This is a genomic window from Dehalobacter sp. (assembly GCF_030063005.1).
In the GTDB taxonomy this organism is placed as follows: Bacteria; Bacillota; Desulfitobacteriia; order Desulfitobacteriales; family Syntrophobotulaceae; genus Dehalobacter; species Dehalobacter restrictus.
In genome coordinates, this window is sequence record NZ_JAPDHR010000004.1 from 67272 (window position 1) to 85994 (window position 18723).

Annotated in this window: 17 protein-coding genes, 1 tRNA gene, 1 pseudogene and 1 riboswitch; of the genes and pseudogenes, 8 read left to right on the forward strand and 11 right to left on the reverse strand. The window is 44.5% G+C overall.

Annotation, left to right across the window (positions count from 1 at the left end; genetic code table 11):
• Positions 1-97 precede the first annotated feature (97 nt).
• The 3 genes and pseudogenes from OKX56_RS01670 to OKX56_RS01685 form a co-directional block, all read right to left on the reverse strand.
• Positions 98-1493 (reverse strand): annotated as a pseudogene (locus OKX56_RS01670) (transposase).
• Positions 1494-1975: 482 nt separating this feature from the next.
• Positions 1976-2323, reverse strand: a complete 348-nt coding sequence (locus OKX56_RS01680; protein ID WP_015262315.1) for a hypothetical protein — start codon at positions 2321-2323, stop codon at positions 1976-1978.
• Positions 2324-2467: 144 nt separating this feature from the next.
• Positions 2468-3151: a Crp/Fnr family transcriptional regulator gene (locus tag OKX56_RS01685; RefSeq protein WP_015262316.1), complete on the reverse strand. Its 684-nt coding sequence runs from the start codon at positions 3149-3151 to the stop codon at positions 2468-2470.
• A 277-nt stretch (positions 3152-3428) separates the two neighbouring features.
• On the opposite strand from OKX56_RS01685, the gene OKX56_RS01690 reads away from it, so the two are divergent.
• Positions 3429-3505: transfer RNA gene (locus tag OKX56_RS01690), tRNA-Pro, on the forward strand.
• Positions 3506-3712: 207 nt separating this feature from the next.
• Positions 3713-3862: a small, acid-soluble spore protein, alpha/beta type gene (locus tag OKX56_RS01695; RefSeq protein WP_019226900.1), complete on the forward strand. Its 150-nt coding sequence runs from the start codon at positions 3713-3715 to the stop codon at positions 3860-3862.
• Between the two features lie 74 nt (positions 3863-3936).
• Here the strand turns inward: OKX56_RS01695 and OKX56_RS01700 are convergent, their stop codons facing one another.
• Entirely contained in the window at positions 3937-4548 is a 612-nt protein-coding gene (locus OKX56_RS01700; protein ID WP_015042632.1) for a DUF975 family protein, read from the reverse strand.
• 196 nt (positions 4549-4744) lie between these two features.
• On the opposite strand from OKX56_RS01700, the gene OKX56_RS01705 reads away from it, so the two are divergent.
• The 5 genes from OKX56_RS01705 (at position 4745) to ribH (ending at position 9327) form a co-directional block, all read left to right on the forward strand.
• The gene (locus tag OKX56_RS01705) at positions 4745-5278 is read left to right on the forward strand and encodes a GNAT family N-acetyltransferase (RefSeq protein WP_015042631.1); all 534 of its coding nucleotides are present in this window, start codon (positions 4745-4747) and stop codon (positions 5276-5278) included.
• Positions 5279-5374: 96 nt separating this feature from the next.
• Positions 5375-5489: riboswitch (FMN riboswitch) on the forward strand.
• 188 nt (positions 5490-5677) lie between these two features.
• Entirely contained in the window at positions 5678-6823 is a 1146-nt protein-coding gene (gene ribD / locus OKX56_RS01710) for a bifunctional diaminohydroxyphosphoribosylaminopyrimidine deaminase/5-amino-6-(5-phosphoribosylamino)uracil reductase RibD (protein ID WP_015042630.1), read from the forward strand.
• Positions 6823-7476 (forward strand): riboflavin synthase, encoded by a 654-nt coding sequence (ribE, locus tag OKX56_RS01715; protein ID WP_025205606.1) that lies wholly within the window; start codon positions 6823-6825, stop codon positions 7474-7476. The genes ribD and ribE overlap by 1 nt, the downstream gene beginning before the upstream one ends.
• Before the next feature lie 41 nt (positions 7477-7517).
• The gene (locus tag OKX56_RS01720; protein ID WP_015042628.1) at positions 7518-8735 is read left to right on the forward strand and encodes a bifunctional 3,4-dihydroxy-2-butanone-4-phosphate synthase/GTP cyclohydrolase II; all 1218 of its coding nucleotides are present in this window, start codon (positions 7518-7520) and stop codon (positions 8733-8735) included.
• 127 nt (positions 8736-8862) lie between these two features.
• Complete coding sequence (gene ribH / locus OKX56_RS01725; RefSeq protein WP_015042627.1) at positions 8863-9327, forward strand: 6,7-dimethyl-8-ribityllumazine synthase; 465 nt, start codon at positions 8863-8865, stop codon at positions 9325-9327.
• Positions 9328-9433: 106 nt separating this feature from the next.
• On the opposite strand, the gene OKX56_RS01730 is transcribed toward ribH, so the two are convergent.
• The 5 genes from OKX56_RS01730 to OKX56_RS01750 all read right to left on the reverse strand — a co-directional run bounded on the left by OKX56_RS01730 (position 9434) and on the right by OKX56_RS01750 (position 14940).
• Entirely contained in the window at positions 9434-9631 is a 198-nt protein-coding gene (locus tag OKX56_RS01730) for a spore coat protein (RefSeq protein WP_015042626.1), read from the reverse strand.
• Between the two features lie 19 nt (positions 9632-9650).
• A complete protein-coding gene (locus OKX56_RS01735) occupies positions 9651-9860 on the reverse strand; it encodes a hypothetical protein (RefSeq protein WP_015042625.1) in 210 nt (69 codons plus the stop codon).
• Positions 9861-10039: 179 nt separating this feature from the next.
• Entirely contained in the window at positions 10040-12625 is a 2586-nt protein-coding gene (gene clpB / locus OKX56_RS01740; protein WP_015042623.1) for an ATP-dependent chaperone ClpB, read from the reverse strand.
• 216 nt (positions 12626-12841) lie between these two features.
• Entirely contained in the window at positions 12842-13831 is a 990-nt protein-coding gene (locus OKX56_RS01745) for a DnaJ C-terminal domain-containing protein (protein WP_015042622.1), read from the reverse strand.
• Positions 13832-13995: 164 nt separating this feature from the next.
• Positions 13996-14940 (reverse strand): diacylglycerol/lipid kinase family protein, encoded by a 945-nt coding sequence (locus OKX56_RS01750; protein WP_015042621.1) that lies wholly within the window; start codon positions 14938-14940, stop codon positions 13996-13998.
• A gap of 421 nt (positions 14941-15361) precedes the next feature.
• Between OKX56_RS01750 and OKX56_RS01755 the strand changes: the two genes are divergently transcribed.
• Entirely contained in the window at positions 15362-15628 is a 267-nt protein-coding gene (locus OKX56_RS01755; protein ID WP_015042620.1) for an SHOCT domain-containing protein, read from the forward strand.
• A gap of 121 nt (positions 15629-15749) precedes the next feature.
• Here OKX56_RS01755 and ltrA read toward each other — a convergent pair whose 3' ends face one another.
• Entirely contained in the window at positions 15750-17138 is a 1389-nt protein-coding gene (gene ltrA, locus OKX56_RS01760; protein ID WP_021315531.1) for a group II intron reverse transcriptase/maturase, read from the reverse strand.
• A 512-nt stretch (positions 17139-17650) separates the two neighbouring features.
• On the reverse strand, positions 17651-18358 hold the full coding sequence (locus tag OKX56_RS01765) for a Crp/Fnr family transcriptional regulator (RefSeq protein WP_015042618.1): 708 nt from the start codon (positions 18356-18358) through the stop codon (positions 17651-17653).
• Between the last annotated feature and the right edge of the window lie 365 nt (positions 18359-18723).

The window sequence follows — 18723 nt, forward strand, 5'->3', positions numbered from 1 at the left end:
TCACATACTTTATAAATAAAAGGGGATGTAACGAAACTTTATGTTTCAGTTACGTCCCCTCTCACTTTTATGGAGAAATTTTTTAAAAAGTAAGTTTCTACTCTGTACTCAGCGCCATCTTCCTCATATTATGAGCGATGCAGTGTAATCCCCACTCGATTTTAACCTTTTCTAGCCCTTTTAACAGGAATCTTCGCATACCGTGATTCCCTTTAATGTCTCCAAAGACGCTTTCAACCTCGACCGGCCTCAAGCTCCTCATGCGCAAACCTTCTTCTGAACATAAATTCCTGCGAGCCTGTTCTCTATAAGCATTCAGTCTCCGATTGACATATATTCTTCTGTTGGCGTGTGGATCCGACGACTTCACGCACTGGTTCTTATGAGGACAACCGGAACAATTCAGGCATTCATAGATTCGGATTAAACTCCTGTAGCCGTTATCACTTTTTTGGTGCCGCTCATATAAGAAATTAAGTGTTCTCCCATAACCGCAGATATATTCATCGTTTTCATGATCGTAGGTGAAGTTCTGCGGCTTCATTATGTCGTCTTTCCATTTCTTACTGGCTTCTTTGTGGAAGGTATTGTATTTGACGTAATGCTTTAACTTTTTCTCCTGCAGATAGTCATAGTTTTCTTCGCTGCCATACCCGGCATCGGCAATAATGTTTTCTGGTAATTTGCCATGGAGAATCGATTTTAATTCTTCCAGGTGGTCTTTCATACAGCTGGTATCGCCTGGCCTCTGATGAATACTGTAACCGACCACAAACTGGTTTTCTGTCCCGATCTGAACATTGTAACCCGGCTTTAACTGGCCATTTTTCATATGGTCTTCTTTCATCCGCATAAAGGTGGCATCATGATCTGTCTTGGAATAACTGTTTCTTTCCTCCAAGATATGCTCTTGCTGCTCATATTTTTGCATGCGGGGCAGATAATCTTTCGTAAGGGTATTTCTTGTTTTCTTTAACTTTTTGGTTTCAGCGTCTGTTTTCTCTTCTTCCGATTTTTTGGCCAGTCTCTCGTCGATCTTTCTGACGGCTTCCTCAATCGCCTCTGTGTCGATTGGTTTGCCATTGCCCAGTTCTTCTAAATCCTTCCGCAAATACATCCAGGATAACCTCTTTCATCCGCTGAGACCGAAAGCGGTTGATCGCCATAAAATCCGGCTTATTGCCGCCACAGAGCCACATATACATAATATTTTCACGGGCTGCTTTCGCTATCCTGCGGCATGAAAAAACCCTGTCTGTATACGCATAAACCAATAATTTGGTCATCATGACAGGGTGAAAGCTGGAACGGCCGCCTCCAGGATATTTGGCAAACAAGGGTTCAAGATTCATGCGATCGATGGCGCGATTCACAACGCGGACGACATGATTTTGTGGGATCAGGCTGTCGATGCTTAAAGGCAGGGTTTGTTGTTCCTGCACATAAGGTTTGAATACTTTCTTGGTATGTACTTTCTGTCCTTTCTTAGACACTCAAATACCTCCCAATATGGCAATCTTTATATCTATGAACATTATGCCACATTCATACCAAAATATCTCCATATATCTTATTATTTCTTCAAATATTGCAGGGTTGCATAGATTTACAAGCGAACGTTAGTGGGAGTAAGCGTTAAGAAACCAGAAATTCGAGCGTTAAGACCTGCCAACGGTTAACTTGCTGTAAGCAGCGGGGTTTTGGCAGGTTAGCGCGGATTTCTGGTTTTAGCTTGCGGGAACGGGGGAGCGGAAAATCTATGCAACCCTGCAACACCCCAAAAAGAATAGACGCCATAATTGACGTCTTTCGCTTGGGGCTAAGTTTCGTTACAGCCCCCCATTTTAATCAATTTCTATAGTATATTTTACTACTTGACAGCGTTTGTATTTCCCTTTGTTCAACCCTTTACTCCGTTAGAAGCGGCCTGATATTGTTTCGGATAATTAGTCTTATAACAGGTTAATTAATTCAATTAAATGTAGACGAAAGCCAATGTCAAACCTACAGCGGCAATTAAAATAAATAACCCCCAATAAAGTTTATTGAATCGGTTCTTTGTGAGTTGGATCATCACCCAAAAGAGTGCGAAACCTCCAATGCTCTTGATTAACAATGGAAGGCTAAAATCAACAAGTGTCCAAACATAGCATCCTGTTAATACTGCGAAGCCAAAGACAACATACATGATTTTACGGAGTTTTGTTTTTAGGTTTTGGTCATCACTAAAAGTAGCGATAAAAAATAAGACCAGGAGCACACATGCAGCCAGAAAATGCCAGGGAGTATGATTCATTATTTCTATAGGACCTAAAGCTATCAAAGAAAATCCCTCCTAAAATATAATTATGATTTATTATAAGGTGATTTATGTTTCTAATACTGTTAAGTATTTAACAATTAATAAAAAAATTTGAAAAGTTGAATTTCCATACCTAAAAATCAGAGAAGTAGCTGCTTGACCCTATTATTTAAATATGTGCGTACTAAGACAAGGGTCATCTTTTAATATGTAATATCTGTTAGTGCGGTCGACTATTTTGGCTTCTTTTAACTCATTAAGGGCCTGAATGACCATTACCCGTGAAGAACCAATCATATCAGCTAATTCCTGCTGCGTAATTATTAAATCGATCATTGTCGCGTTTGGCAGCTTTTTCCCATATTGGTTGGCAAGGTTATAAAATAGACCTAATAATCTTTCTTTTACAGTTCGTCTAGTTTCCTTATCTGAATTCATATTGGCATAACGCTTTTGCCCAAGGTAATCAATTATCCTTAAGGCAAAAGAAGGATCTTTCTTAATTAACATTTCAAATTGCATTTTACTAAAGCAACAGATGCAAGCCTCTTCCATGGCTAACGCGCTAGAACATTCCTTTTGTTCTTGATATAGCGACAACTCACCTAGTACCTCACCGGGACCACAGATATCCAGAATTGTTTCATGTCCATCTTCAGCACTTTGCACAAGTTTAAGTTTTCCTGATTTCACAAGAAATATAGTACTTGTAATATCCCCTTGATAAAAAAGATAGTGTCCTTTGGACAGCCGTTTTTTATTTGTACATTGACACAAGTTTGTAATCTGTTCTTTTTCCAGACCCCGAAACAGATCCAATTCTTCTAGGCAGATGAGGCAACGTTTCATGCAATTCCCCCTATGTTTATAAAGAAAATATATCAAAATAGATTCAACTTTTCAACAAAGTAAAAATAATCCCGCTTTACGAGCCAGATTATTATTTGGAATTATCAGCACAAAACCTGATCAATCTTTTATTTTCCTCGAAAGTGTCCCCTCTTTTAAGAAAAGTTATTGTCAAACAAAGGTTAGCTATCGCTCAATAACAAATATTCAAAGCATTTTATCCTTGACATGAATTCAGCCTTTTGTTATGATTTTATTTGTTCTTTAAAAGAGACATCGGGGCGTGGCGCAGTTTGGTAGCGTGCTTGGTTCGGGACCAAGAGGCCGCAGGTTCGAATCCTGTCGCCCCGACCATTGAAACTCAAAAGAAACTCCGGGTTTTTACCCGGAGCTTATTTTTTATATTTATATATTTGACCCACTTTTGAACCTCTTTATGAATTGTCATATTTAGGTTAAATGTTAAAAACTTACTGAACTAAAATAAACTACCTGTGTATTTTATTCCTATATGCAGATACTACAGATAAATAAATAATAAATAAAAAGGAGGGATATTGAATGGCTAAGTATAAACTGCCGGTTAACAAACAAAGTGTTGCCAGCGAGCTTAATGTTAACCTAGGCCCAGACACCTCCGCAAGACAGAATGGCTCTGTTGGGGGCAGTATGGTTAAGAAAACTTTTGAATATATTAACAGTAGAATCTAGTCATCAAGCCAATAAAAAATAATTTACTCCGGGTTTTTGCCCGGAGTAAATTATTATATAACTCAAAATATGACTCAAAACTCTTCCGCAGTACAGACACCATTTTTGATGCTTTCTTTTTTCAGTTCCTGATAGAAATTTGTAAACGTAATTTGCATGTAAGGCATCAGCCAGATATAGCCAAGACAGAACGGGATCGTGGCCAGGATCGCCCAGCCAATGAAGCTGAGCGTAAGCAGGAATAGCTTGCCGCGATAGCCATAGCTGATTTTTTTACTGAGATCAAAGGCCTTTCTGATACCCATATCAGGATTATCAGCATAAATATAAAAGCTCATCATATAGCCGTATGCTTTAACGATCCCCGGAATAATCAGTAGCAGTGACCATAAAAGTGTCCACAGCATATACCAGAGATATAGCCCGGCGCAATTAATGGCATTTTTAAATCCAGAAAGGACCACTTCAACATTCGGGTCTTCCGCACGGCAGAACTTTAAGGTAAAGGTCACCAGACCAATCATGAGCGGGCCCGCAATTAAAATCGTAATAATCGGACCAACACACGGGATCCAAGACAGGATGAACACGATTACGGCATAAATCAGACAGGCCAGGATTGGTCTCAGCCAGTGCCCTTTTAACTGGATGCGGGCCATGGCTCTTAATTCTTTGTTTTCAAGCATTTTCTAGTCCCCTTTCAAAATTATTAATGATGACTCCAGATGAATAATTTCATCTTAACGAAAGAAGCAACAAAATTCAAGCATTTTTGCTATATTTTACCTAATTTTGCAATTGCTTCTCCTTCTACTTGATCTTATTTCTCTACATGCTAAACTATGATTACTTAAACGCATTTTTGTTTGGAAGGTGACTGCCATGTTAAACGGCAAATTAACCCGAATCCGTCCGCTCGAAATTGATGATCTGGACACCTTGTATGAATGGTATAATGATCACGACTTCTCTTACTGGATCAGCGGCAATTGGCCGCTTGCAACCTTGCTGCGCCGGGAAGATCTGGAGAGCAAACTTTTTGAAGAGGATACCAACCGCTATGCGATTACGGATTTACAAGGCAGCCTTATCGGTACAATTGGTTTCGATCAGGTCAATATTCCGGCCAGATCGGCCCGCATCTATATCGGAATTGGTCTCCAAGATTACTGGGGAAAGGGTTATGGGACCGATGCGCTGACTGCTTTTATCCGCTACCTGTTTGGCCAGTGGAATTTCCGGAGACTGACCGCCGAAACCTGGGTCAATAACACCAGAGCTCTCTCCTGCTATGAAAGGCTCGGCTTCATTGCCGAAGGCAGGCTGCGTGAAGCCTATTATGTGGAAGGGCAATATTATGACGCAATCATCTTAGGTTTATTAAAAAAAGATTATGCCGAGGTCGTCCGCCTTTAGACTCTCTTGATCTCTGTGCAAAATGGTTGCATTCTTGACAGGATTGCAGTATGATAATTGCAGCTTGACCGATCTATGCAGTAAAACTGAATACGTTCTTTACTCTGGGGATAGGTGTAATTCCTTACCGGCGGTACAGCCCGCGAGCCTTATGGCAGATTCGTTGAAATTACGAAGCCGACAGTTAAAGTCTGGATGGAAAGAGCAAAACATGGTGTGATCGTGCACGTGCTTGTCGTGTTTGTCGCGTAGCCTCTCACCTGCTTGTTTTGAATGACTGTTGATCTGAATGATGACGCCCGGAGTATTTCCGGGCATTTTTATTATTTTTTCTATGATTTATCAATGATTTATATTTTCATTTGTCGTTGACACGCTAATGACTGGAGGGTACATCCATTGCCTGATCGTTTTACCGCAGAAGATAAAAACTACATGGAACGCGCGCTGAATCTTGCCTTACTGGCAGCAGGCAGAACCAGTCCAAATCCGCTTGTGGGCTGTGTCATTGTCCGGGATGGGCAGATTGTCGGGGAAGGCTGCCATAGGAAAGCCGGTACGCCGCATGCGGAAGTCCATGCCTTAAATGCTGCAGGATCAAGCGCAGAAGGTGCCGATGTCTATGTCACACTGGAACCCTGCTCCCATTACGGCCGTACACCTCCCTGCACCGATGCGCTGATTGCAGCAGGCGTAAAGAAAGTGATTGTCGCGATGACGGACCCGAATCCGCTGGTCAGCGGTCAGGGTGTGAAAAAGCTGCAGGATGCCGGTATTCTTGTCGAAACCGGTCTGCTGGCTGAAAAAGCTCGAAAAATTAATGAGCCTTTTCTGAAAGCGATTATCACAAAAATGCCCTTTGTACTGTATAAAGCTGCAATGACGCTCGATGGCCGGACTGCCGTAGAATCAGGAGACTCCAAATGGATCACTTCGGAAGAGGCCAGACATTTCGTTCATGGGTTAAGAAATACTTTTGACGTCATTATGGTCGGCAGTCAAACAGTCCTTCAGGATAACCCGCTCTTAACCTGCCGCAATATTGAGAATGGCCGGGACCCGGTCCGGCTGATCGTCGATGGTTCCCTGTCTGTTCCTTTAAACGCTCAGATCCTCCGGAACGAATCCGCCAGCCGCTGCATCATCGCGACAACAAAGGCTGCTGACGAGAATAAACTGCTGCGGATGCGTGAAACATTTGCTGCCGACAAGGTTGAGATCTGGCAGTATGATACGTCCAGGCAGGTTCCCTTGCCGGACCTGCTGAGAGATATCGCGGCCAGAGGCTTAAACAGCATCTTATTGGAAGGCGGCGGCACGCTCGCCGGTAAAATGCTGGAATCCAGGCTGATTGATCAAATCATGTTTATGTTGGCCCCGAAACTGGCCGGATCCGGCTTCTCCCCGCTCTCAGGCCTGCACCTCGCCAGCATGTCCGAGGCAGTAACTGTCAGTCAACTGGTGGTCTGCGAACTGGGAGGAAATTATAGTTTTACCGGGACAGTTGACTATAACCATACCAACAAAATGGGAAGTGACAAATGATGTTTACAGGAATCATTGAAGAACTGGGCATAATAAAGAGTCTAGATCTGCTGAAAGACTCCGCCAGATTAACGATTGAAGCTTCTTTCGTACTGAAGGGATCCCAAATCGGAGACAGCATTGCCGTCAACGGGGTCTGTCTTACAGCGACCGCCATCGGTTCCGGAAGTTTTTCTGTCGATGTTATGTACGAAACGCTCCAGCGAACAAACCTTCAAGAATTAAAGCAGCATACCAAAGTCAACCTGGAAAGAGCACTGCAGCTGCAAAGCCGTTTGGGCGGCCATCTGGTGAGCGGCCATGTCGATGGCATCGGAAAAATTACTGCAATGACTCCAGTCGGCATTGCTCAAACCTATCGAATTCAAACGTCCCCGAAGATAACCTCCTCCCTGCTGCCGAAAGGGTCAGTGGCCATCGATGGAATCTCGTTAACGGTCATTGATGTCGGGGATGACTTTTTTACGGTCTCCCTGATCCCCCACACCTTTCAGCATACGACACTCGGCTTTAAACGCATTGGTTCTACGGTGAATCTGGAAACCGATATCATCGGAAAATATGTGGCCAGATTCCTGCAAAAGGACCACAGCCCACCCCAAACCAAAAAAGATATATCCGTTGAATTCTTAACTGAAAATGGTTTTATCTAACGTTTAGCAAACGTTTTATCTAACGAAAGGAGCTTAAACAGATGACACAACAAGAAAATATTTTTGCAAGCATTCCGGAAGCCATCGAAGATATTCGTCAGGGCAAAATGATTATCGTCGTCGATGATGAAGACAGGGAAAATGAAGGCGATATTATCATGGCTGCTTCCAAGGTGACTCCCGAAGGGATCAATTTTATGGCCACCTACGGCCGGGGATTGATCTGTACTTCCCTGACTGCTGCACGGCTTAAAGAGCTGAATTTGGATCTGATGGTCCAGAACAACACAGATCCCCACGGCACAGCTTTTACGATAAGCGTCGATGCCGCAACCAGTACCACCGGGATTTCAGCGTTTGAAAGAGCCGATACGATTCAGGTTCTGATTAACAAAGACAGCAAACCGCAGGATTTGCGCAGACCGGGTCATATTTTTCCGCTGCAGGCCCGGGAAGGCGGTGTCCTGGTCAGAGCCGGCCACACCGAAGGATCGGTCGATCTGGCCCGGCTGGCCGGTCTTGAACCGGCTGGTGTCCTTTGTGAAATCATGAATGAAGACGGGACCATGGCCAGGGTGAACGACCTGCTGAAATTCAAGGAGAAACATAATCTGAAAATGGTAACGATCAAAGACTTGATCAGTTACCGCCGCCTGAACGAAAGACTTATTGAAAGAGCCGAAAGTATTGATTTTCCAACAGAATTTGGGACGTTTAAAGCAGTCGGTTTTAAAAGCAAAATTGACGGCAAGGAACATCTGGCCCTGGTCAAAGGCAATGTCGACGACGGGGAACCCGTTTTGGTCAGAGTCCACTCCGAATGTCTGACCGGAGACGTTTTCTACTCGCGAAGATGCGACTGCCGGGACCAGTTAACGGCAGCCATTCAGCAAATCGAACGCGAAGGGCGCGGCCTACTTCTCTATATGCGCCAGGAAGGCCGCGGAATCGGACTTCTGAATAAATTGAAAGCGTATAAACTTCAGGAAGAAGGCAAAGACACTGTCGAAGCAAATCTGGCGCTGGGTTTCCCTCCTGATCTGCGTGATTATGGCGTCGGCGCCCAAATATTAGCTGATCTCGGTATCACCAAAGTCCGTCTGATGACGAATAATCCTAAGAAAATCGTAGGTCTGGAAGGCTACGGCATTCAAGTCACCGAACGCGTCCCGATCGAAATGCCCGCGAAACCGGAAAATGAATACTACCTGACAACCAAAAAAGAAAAAATGGGCCATTTTCTGACCAATATTCGCTGACCAGTGATAATCGGCAATCCTTAATTGACGAATGACAAAGACATTAAAGAAAATAGAGAACGAAAGAGACCAAATAGCATAAAAGAAATAAGACCAAACAGGCTGTAAAAGAAAGGAAGGATATCATTTGAAAACCATTGAAGGAAAACTGTTGGCCGAAAACCTCAAATTTGCGATTGTTGCCGGAAGATTTAATGAGTTTATTACGAATAAACTTATTGGCGGCGCTTTGGATGCGCTGAAAAGACATGGCGCTGATGAAGACAATATCGAGCTCGTCTGGGTCCCCGGTGCTTTTGAAATTCCGCTGGCCGCCAAAAAAATTGCTGAACAAAAACGGTTTGATGCGGTCATCTGCCTTGGTGCAGTGATCAGGGGGGCTACGCCGCATTTTGACTATGTCAGCAGCGAAGTCAGCAAAGGTGTCGCTAATGTCGGTCTGGAAACAGGCGTTCCTGTGATCTTCGGCGTTCTGACCACCGACACGATTGAGCAGGCCATTGAACGGGCAGGCACGAAATCCGGCAATAAAGGTTTTGATGCTGCCGTAACCGCGATTGAAACCGCGAATCTGTTTAAGCAGCTTGCGTAGTAGATCGATTCTTAAAACAAGGCAAATAAAAGACGGGAAGGATATACCGCTATATAACCTTACCCGTCTTTTTTACGCATGGATCTCCACTTGCTAACAAATAATCTTAGATCGATCCTCCGGATTTTTCAATAAGTTTTCCCAGACGTTCATAGACTTTGCTTGCTTCATTCGCCAGCTGAAGATAGCGGTGCCGGATTTCATCATTCGAGGCTTTGGTGGCAAATGTCATATACCCGGAAGCCGCTGCCGAGACATCTTTTTCGTAGTCATACATCATATCTAGATCCGAAAAATTACTCATAAACTTAATAATCCCCTTCCTACATGATTTGAGCAAGTTTACTTTTAAGGAAGCCGGTTACTCCCTCGAGTGCGCTTGCCTGATCCTTAAAAAATGCTTTTACTTCCCTGTCGTGAGCCATTTCACTGAACATTTCACATTTCCTCATCGATACTTCGCTTTCAACTAAAGATCTTGTTATCATTCCCTGATCGAGAATTTTCTTGATTTCGCTTTGACTATGCTGCATGATATCCCACCTTCCAAAATTCTTAAGTATTTTAGAATTAAGTATTTTCAGGATATACAAAAAGAGCTGAATTTATGCATTATTCCCTGTCATAATAATAAAAACAACATGGGTTTAACAGATAAAACCCATGTTGTTTTTTTATATTAATGTTTCAGACTCGTTCGATCGTTTTTTTGTTAAATCTTCTTAAACTGATAGTCCTGGTCATAATCCACGAGGATTTTGGTGCCTTCTGGAAATTCGCCCTGCAGAATCTGTTTAGCCAGCGGATTCTGGATTCGCTGCTGAATCACTCTCTTCAGCGGTCTGGCCCCGAATACGGGATCATAACCTTCCTCGGTGAGCATGTACAAAGCCTTATCGGATAAAGTCAGGGTAAGTCCTCTTTCTTTCAGCCGTTTCCGTAGCAGGTCAAGCTGAATTTCCACAATCCGGACAAGATCTTCTTTCTTTAACGGATCAAAGATGATCGTCTCATCAAGCCTGTTGATAAATTCCGGCCGGAAATACCGGCTTAACTCGGCTTCAATGGTTTTACGAATCAATTCCCGACTGCTGTGGTTTTCATTCATTTCCCGGATCTCCTGTCCGGCAATATTGCTGGTTAGGATCACAACCGTATTCTTGAAATTGACAATCCTGCCCTGGCCGTCTGTGAGTCTGCCGTCATCAAGCAGCTGCAGCAGAACATTAAAGACATCACCATGCGCTTTTTCAACCTCGTCAAGTAAAATGACGGCGTACGGTTTTCTGCGGACTGCTTCCGTCAGCTGTCCGCCTTCATCATAGCCGACATAGCCGGGAGGGGCCCCAATCAGCCGGGCCACGGAATGCTTCTCCATATATTCCGACATGTCAATCCGGATCAGGGCTTGTTCATTATCAAACAGAAATTCTGCCAGGGCTTTGGCCAGCTCTGTCTTCCCTACTCCGGTAGGGCCGAGGAACAGGAATGAACCCAGTGGACGGTTAGGGTCCTGCAAACCGGTACGAGCTCTCCGGACCGCATCAGCTACCGCTTGGACAGCTTTGTCCTGACCGATGACCCGTTGATGCAGGTTTTCCTCCATCGTAATCAGTTTTTCGGCTTCACTTTCCAGAAGCTTGGAGACTGGGATATGCGTCCATTTGGCAACGATCTCAGCAATATCGCTTTCTGAGACTTCCTGCTTCAGCAGCGTATTCTCCCGGCCCGATACGAGCTGTTCAAGTTCGGCCAGCTCTTTCTCAAGCTTTGGCAGTACGCCGTACTGAAGTTCGGCAGCCTTATTGTAGTCGTATTTTTGCTGGGCATTTTCAATCTCCACCCTCGTCCGGTCAATATCTTCCTTCAGCTTGTGAATATTGCCCAATTTTTCGCGTTCTTCCTGAAGCTGGGCCTCTAGGGCACTTCTTTTTTCCTTCAGGTCCCCAAGTTCCTTTTCAATATTGGCCAGTCTTTCCTGACTCGCTTTGTCTTTTTCTTTTTTCAGAGCTTCCCTTTCAATCTCGAGCTGCATGACTCTGCGTTTGATATCGTCGAGTTCCTGCGGCTCACTGGTGATTTCCATCCGCAGCCTGGCTGCTGCCTCATCAATCAGGTCGATCGCCTTGTCCGGCAGGAACCGTTCACTGATATAGCGGTCGGAAAGGATACTCGCTGCGATGATCGCACTGTCGGTAATCCTGACGCCATGATGCGTCTCATAACGTTCTTTCAAGCCCCTCAGGATCGAGATCGTATCCTCGACTGTCGGCGGTGCAACGATCACCGTCTGAAAACGTCTTTCCAGCGCCGCATCTTTTTCGATGTGCTTGCGGTATTCGTTCAAGGTCGTTGCCCCAACCATCCTGAGCTCCCCGCGGGCCAGCATCGGTTTCAGCATATTGCCGGCATCCATTGCGCCTTCGGCAGCTCCTGCCCCGACGACGGTGTGCAGTTCATCAATAAACAAAATAATATTTTCGCGGCTTTCAACTTCCTTTAAAACAGCCTTCAGCCGCTCTTCAAACTCCCCGCGGTATTTGGCCCCGGCAATCAGTGCGCCCATATCAAGGGAGATTACTTCTTTATTCTTAATCGCTTCAGGAACATCACCGCGCACGATTCGCTGGGCCAGCCCTTCGACAATAGCCGTCTTTCCTACGCCTGGTTCGCCAATCAAAACCGGGTTGTTTTTCGTCCGGCGGGACAGAATCTGCAGTACTCTGCGGATTTCCTCATCCCTGCCGATAACTGGGTCTAGTTTTCCTCTTCTGGCCAGTGTCACGAGATTTCGGCCGTACTGTTCCAGGGCAGCATAGGTTCCTTCCGGATTTTGACCGGTAACCCGCTGAGATCCGCGGATTTCCTTTAGAACTTTCAACAGGGCTTCCCGGGTAACTCCGGCTTCTTTCAGGATCTTTCCGGCATCTCCGCCGGCCTGATCAGCAACGGCCAGTAAAAGATGTTCCGTGCTGACATAATCATCTCCAAACGGCTCCATTTGATCATGAGCGTTAACCAAAACGGTTCTCATTCTCGGAGAAATGCTCAACTGAGAAGCCGCTCCCATCATTCTGGGCAGTCTTGCGATGCTGGATTTGGTCTTCTCGCTGACGCTAGCTAGCGAAATATTTAATTTATTCAGGATTTGAGGCACAACGCCTTCATTTTGTTCCAATAAGGCTAGTAGCAGATGTTCGGGTTCCACCTGACTGTTATGGTTACTTTCTGCGTTGTTTTGCGCAGCGATGATTGCCTCCTGGGATTTTTGGGTAAAACGGTTGGTATCAAAAGCCATGCGTATCACTCCTTTGAGTTAACATACCGGTATTTGTGGTAGGTCAACGGAATATATAGCCGTTTTCGGCAGGTTGCGCCCTCCATGGCGAGTCGCTCCTTGCCATCCATGGCATCGCAACATTAGTCCATCCGTGGCTGTCAAACAGCCGCGCTGCGCACTCCATGCTCCGCTTGACGCCGGTAATTGCGGCATGCAGACCTAACTCTGGAGTAATCAGCTGTTTCTTTCCTGGCTTAATTCCTGAAGCATACTAATTTCTTTCTCAGACATCTCTTCGGGCAGGACAAGCGTAATCTTTGCGTAAAAATCGCCAAAATGGCCGGATTTATTGAGAATAGGCATTCCTTTCCCTCTCAGACGGAAACTTTTTCCGGTTTGGGTGCGCGGAGGAATCTTGATGGATATTTCTTCGCCTAATGTTTTGACTCGGGCTTCTCCGCCAAGTACAGCCTTGAAGAAATCGATTTCGATGTTGGCGGACAAATCATCTCCGTCCCGGGTATAGACAGGATGTGGAACGATTTTTACCGTTAACAGAAGGTCTCCTTTGTTTCCGTCTTTCGCTCCTGCTTGTCCCTGTCCGCTGAGCCTAATTTTATTGTTATTCTTAATACCTTTCGGAACAGTGGCTTCAATTCTCCGGCCGCCGACTTCAATCATCCGTTTGGTTCCATGATAGGCTTCTTCAAGCGTAATACTGATTTCACCTTCAATGTCCCTGCCGGCCTGCGGTCTTCTGATCCTATTCGAATAATAATCATCGGACTCATCAGCATAGTCTGCTCCCATGCCAAAGATAGAGGAAAAGAAATCAGAAAATCCCCCCATACCCCTGCCGGCACTAGAGCCAAAACCTCTGTCCCCAAATGTTTCCGCGAACTCTTCCGGCGTCATTGTACGGGTATAGCGGTTGCTCCCCGGTGATTCCTGCCAGGCCGACCAGTCAAAAGAATTCCCTCTGCCGCCGTGCGACTGCCATTGCTGGTAGTTTGCCCTTAAATCATCATATTTTTTTCTTTTGGCAGGATCGGATATCGCCTGATAGGCTTCATTAATTTCCTTAAATTTCTCTTCTGAGGCTTTATCACCCTGGTTTAAATCAGGATGATACTTTTTGGCCAGTGCCTGGTATGCTTTTTTGATGGCCTTATTGTCTGCATCCGGAGAAACGCCTAAGATTTGATAATAATCTTTAAAATCCACTGTCCTCACCACCTCAAAACTGCTTTCCTTACCCATTAATTGTATTATATGCAAAATCCTTTTAAAGGTCAATATTGGTCAGACATATATTTGTCTTCAGCTGACCTTGCAGAATCTTCATCTATATGCGTATTCATCCGTATGGTTTTAACGTTAACGGAAACTTATACCCATAGTTTCAAGCACTTAGGGATTACCCGGTATGCCTTCGGACATACCCCCGGGATCTCCCCGTCGGTTTCAAAAAGTATGGAATCCGGCATATGCAGTTCAATTTCCTTACAGCGGAACACTTGGACTTCAGGAAGATGGATATGTTGCCCTTTATAAAGCAGCGGAAAGCGTGAAAAGAGTCTGGACAGCTTCATTTCTTTTATCACAACCAGATCGAACAAACCATCATCCAGGCGGGCATCAGGCGCAATACGCATTCCGCCGCCAATATATTGACCGTTGCAGACCATAAGCCCCCAGATATTCCCTTCCCAGAATGTATCCTGGTCCATTTTCAGAGAAACACAGACGCTCTTGTACGATAGAACGGCTTCTAAAGTACTGGTCAGATAAGAGAGCTTGCTACCCATCGCTTTACTCCGGCAATTGGTCCTGTGGACCGCTTCCGCGCCGACTCCGACATTGGATGCATTCAGAAAATAACGTGTCCGTTCTTCCCCTTCAAAATTCAGAAAGTCGACTCGGCCAAGATCAGAAAGAATAATATTGGGCTCCTTCAGCATCCTGATCAAGGCGTTCAGACCTTTTTCTTTGCCTGTTTTTATTGTCCTTACAAAATCCCCGCCTGTTCCCTGTTCAAAAACAGCCAGTTCGATATCGTCCGCGACAAGCCGGTCATTCTCAATAAGACCATTAAGCACCTCATTGACAGTTCCGTCTCCTCCGACCGCAATCATCCTCCGATACCCTTCGTCCAGAGCCATACGTGTTATTTCTGTTCCTCCCCCGGAGCGGGAGGTCAGCGCATAATCGACCTGTATTCCCGCCTGCTGAAGCTGCTGGTAATACCCTGGCCAAAGTCCCTGCGTTTTTCCATTTGCTGACCGGGGATTCACAACAGCAAACCATGATTTCTGCGATTTCTGCTGGCTCATTCTCATCTTCCTATCATCTTAGTTTTTCTCGGTCATTTTCTCGATCATTTTTCTCTGTTCATCCACTGGCATGGTTTAGTTTTAAACATATTGTTTCGCTAATTTTTAGAAATCCCCTTTACACGCGAAAAATTATTTTTTCCTGCCATCGTTCATGCAGTACTTTCTTCACAAATATTCCTAGGATCAAACTGCAAGGCTTTCATTCTGTCACTATACTTGCCAAAAACCTGCAGCATATTCATTACCTATTTCATTGATTTGATTTCCTTCCCTCAGATTTGCAACCATCATAAATCAGGTACAAATGGTACAAGATATTGATGACAATGGTTTAATCAAAAAAATAGTTTTCAAAACTAGGATTTACTTTTTTAATGGCCTAGAAAATCCAAGAGAATATAAAAGGAGGTAACTAAAAATGATGCGAGGCTGGTATGGACCAGGTGGAGACTGGATGATGGGAGGCAATTATTCCTGGATGGGATTTGCAGTCATGATCATCCAATTGCTTTTCTGGCTGGGAATTATTTTTCTTGCAGTCAGGCTGATTAGAAATTATCTGGACAGACAGAACACCTCCGGTAAACCGGAAGACCACGCTATGGCCATCTTGCGCGAACGATATGCCAAAGGGGAAATCGATCTGGAAGAATACAATACCCGAAAAAGCGAGTTAGGGAGATAAAATTTTACACAAATCAAAAGATATAAAAAGTTTTATTAAAGCATATCATCAATCGAGTAGGAGGGGGCGTCTCGCCCCCGGCCTCTCACACCACCGTATGTGCGGTTCCGCGTACGGCGGTTCAATAGTTTAAGTGCAGTACCTCGTATTTCTTGGCTATGTCATCATAGCCGAGGGATTCGAGGTATTTGTCAGTCAACGTATGATTAAGTATCCCGCTCCCGGCTACTCTCCAGTAGCCTTTGCCAGTGTACCCATTCTTGTGTGCCCAGTAAACCGACATGCCGAGTGCTATCAAGTTCCCGATTCGGGTTTTTGGTTTCTTCCACTGCTTCCAGATATACATCCGTATCCGTCGTTTCAGCCACCTGTTCAGTTCCTGAATTCTGCTCTTCATACCGGCAATAGCGTAATAATTAAGCCACCCCGTTGTATATAGCTTCAGTTCCTTCAGAATCTGTTGAATGGCCCTTCCGCGATTCCGTTTTGTGATGCCTTTGAGCTTTTCCTTGAATTTCTTCATTGACTTTTCATGCACCCGTATTCCCGTACCTTTGCCCGTCCTGTACAAGGCAAAGCCAAGGAACTTAAGCTTCAGCGGTGATCCCGCTTTACTCTTTTCCGAGTTCACTTTCAGCTTTAGTTTCTTCTCAAGGTACTGCTTACAGCTTTCTAATACACGTTCTGCTGCTCTGCGGCTCTTGGTGTAGACAGCAATGTCATCCGCGTATCGCAAATGCTTGTGCCCCCGTCTTTCCATTTCCTTGTCGAATTCATTGAGGTAGATATTCGAAAGTAACGGAGATAACGGGCCTCCCTGTGGGCTGCCTTCCTCCGTCTTGCTTTTCACTCCATTCTCCATGACTCCGCTTTTCAGAAACTTCTTGATGAGGTCTATAATCCGCTTATCTTTTACTTCTTTGCGTATTATATTCATCAGCAGTTCATGATTCATCGTATCGAAGTATTTTGACAGATCGATATCCGCTGCGCGGGTATATCCCTGTTCGTAGTACTCTTTCGCTTCCTTCATGGCTTGCTGTGCGCTGCGCCCCGGTCGATAGCCGTAGCTTGCCTCCGAAAACAGCGGTTCAAAGATTGGTTGCAATATCTGCACCAATGCCTGTTGCACCATCCGATCAATGACCGTTGGCACACCAAGTTTTCGTACTCCTCCATCCGGTTTGGGTATCTCTACTCTCCTAACCGGTTGAGGCCTGTACATCCCGTTTCCTAAACTCTGTAGCAACTCCTCTCTGTGTTTCCTGAGCCAGGGCAGCATTTCATCCACGGTCATTCCGTCGACTCCTGCTGCTCCACCGTTTGACTTAACCCTTTTGAAAGCCCTGTTCAGGTTTTCTCTGTCCAGAAGTCTTTTCATTAGGTCGACTGCACCGTCTTTTTCCTTGGTTTCTCGTTCAACGATGCTCCGCGCTCCGCCGTTGTCTTCGGGTTCCACCCTATCTTCCGGGCGGCAGCCAAGGTTTCCCTCGTATTCTGCCTTCTTCACATCGTCCACCTTCTTCCTTCTTCAAAAGACTACTACTGTTCAGCCCTTCCCGCGTTTCCGCGGTACTATAGCTTCTGCTGACTTCTCATGCCTCAGCTACACATCACTGCGCGGTTTGCTCCTGTGGGTCGTCGAATGCGTCCCTCTTGTCGGGAGCGTGGTATGAGATCTCCCCGGGTAAGAACAACAACCTTCATCCCATGTAACCGCCGCATTTACTGTACAGGGTTCGGGTAGTATTGGACTTTGTTTTATTAAGCAAACTCGTCCACCCTGATTCAGCCTTATATGCGGTTTCTGTTCGTCGGTTCAGGACTTTGCTTACGGCTTCCTTTAGATTCCACCTCACGATGGACACCCTTGCCGTTCGGCTAGCACTTCCTACTACCAAGCGTGCAGCGGACTCTCACCGCCGAGTTGTTGCCCATGCCGGGCGCACTTATAAAATATCAAGGGACAGATCCCTTGATATTTTACATTACCCCTGCCGCATTTTTAATGATCAGGTTGATTTAATAGGTTAATTCCTCATTTGCAATAAGGTTACATAATTTATTGAGATCGTAAACCTTAATGACTTTTCTATTCTTTTTTATAATGCCTTCTTTACTAAGATAAGTAAATAATTTACAAACGGTCACAGGATGGGTTCCTGTTATTTTGGCAATCGTCTTTTGTGACACATTCTCAACCGCTAACTCATAATAGTCATTCACCCGATTTCCTTTTGTCAGACAGAGGTTATATAGAAAAGAGAATACCCTAGCAGAAGGACGGCTTTGATAGAAGTCCCTTGATTGATACATAAAGTATTGCGTTTTTTGTATAAGATTCAAGATAAAATTTTTTAACAAACGAGTATTCTGCGATAATATTGCAACCATCATGTCCAAAGGAAAAAAACAGACAGTGCAATCTTTTACTGCAGTAATTTGGAATTCATGATCATCATTTTGGTTAAAAGCCACCGCTATGCCGTTCTTAAAAACTTCAAGCAGATACTTCTCCTCACCATTCCGCGATACCATACTCACATCAAGTTGTCCTGAAATCAAGAAAATAACATTACTAAAAGGTATGCCGGGCGAAACGATCTTGCTTCCCCTTGCAAATGTATGCAGGCTTCCAAGAGAAGTATACATGTTTAGCTCTTCAATGGGATCAAATGTTGGAATAATAGGCATCTTTATTATACAATCTGGTATTTTCCCGTTCTCCAAAGTTATCCCCACCTTTTAAAAGAAAATATAAACTATTAGGCTTAATACTGATTATTTTCAAATACCGCTTCAAATATGCTGTTAAGAAGTTATGCCGAATTATAGAAATTTCTCGAAGCGGATATTATCAATGGGTTAATATAACATTACAATAGGTTGTGCGTAGCTATTTGCTGAAACCAAAAAAGTCATTAGAAAAAAGAAGTAAGATTCTTTTCAAATGACGACTGAATCTCTGCAATATTTCTGATAAAGACTAAAGACAGGAAAACATAATCTAAGACCAATTGCAAGTAATAAACATCTGTTTTCGTATATCTTTAAGCGGCAAGATAAGACCTCGGCCGCTTAAAGATATACCTAAT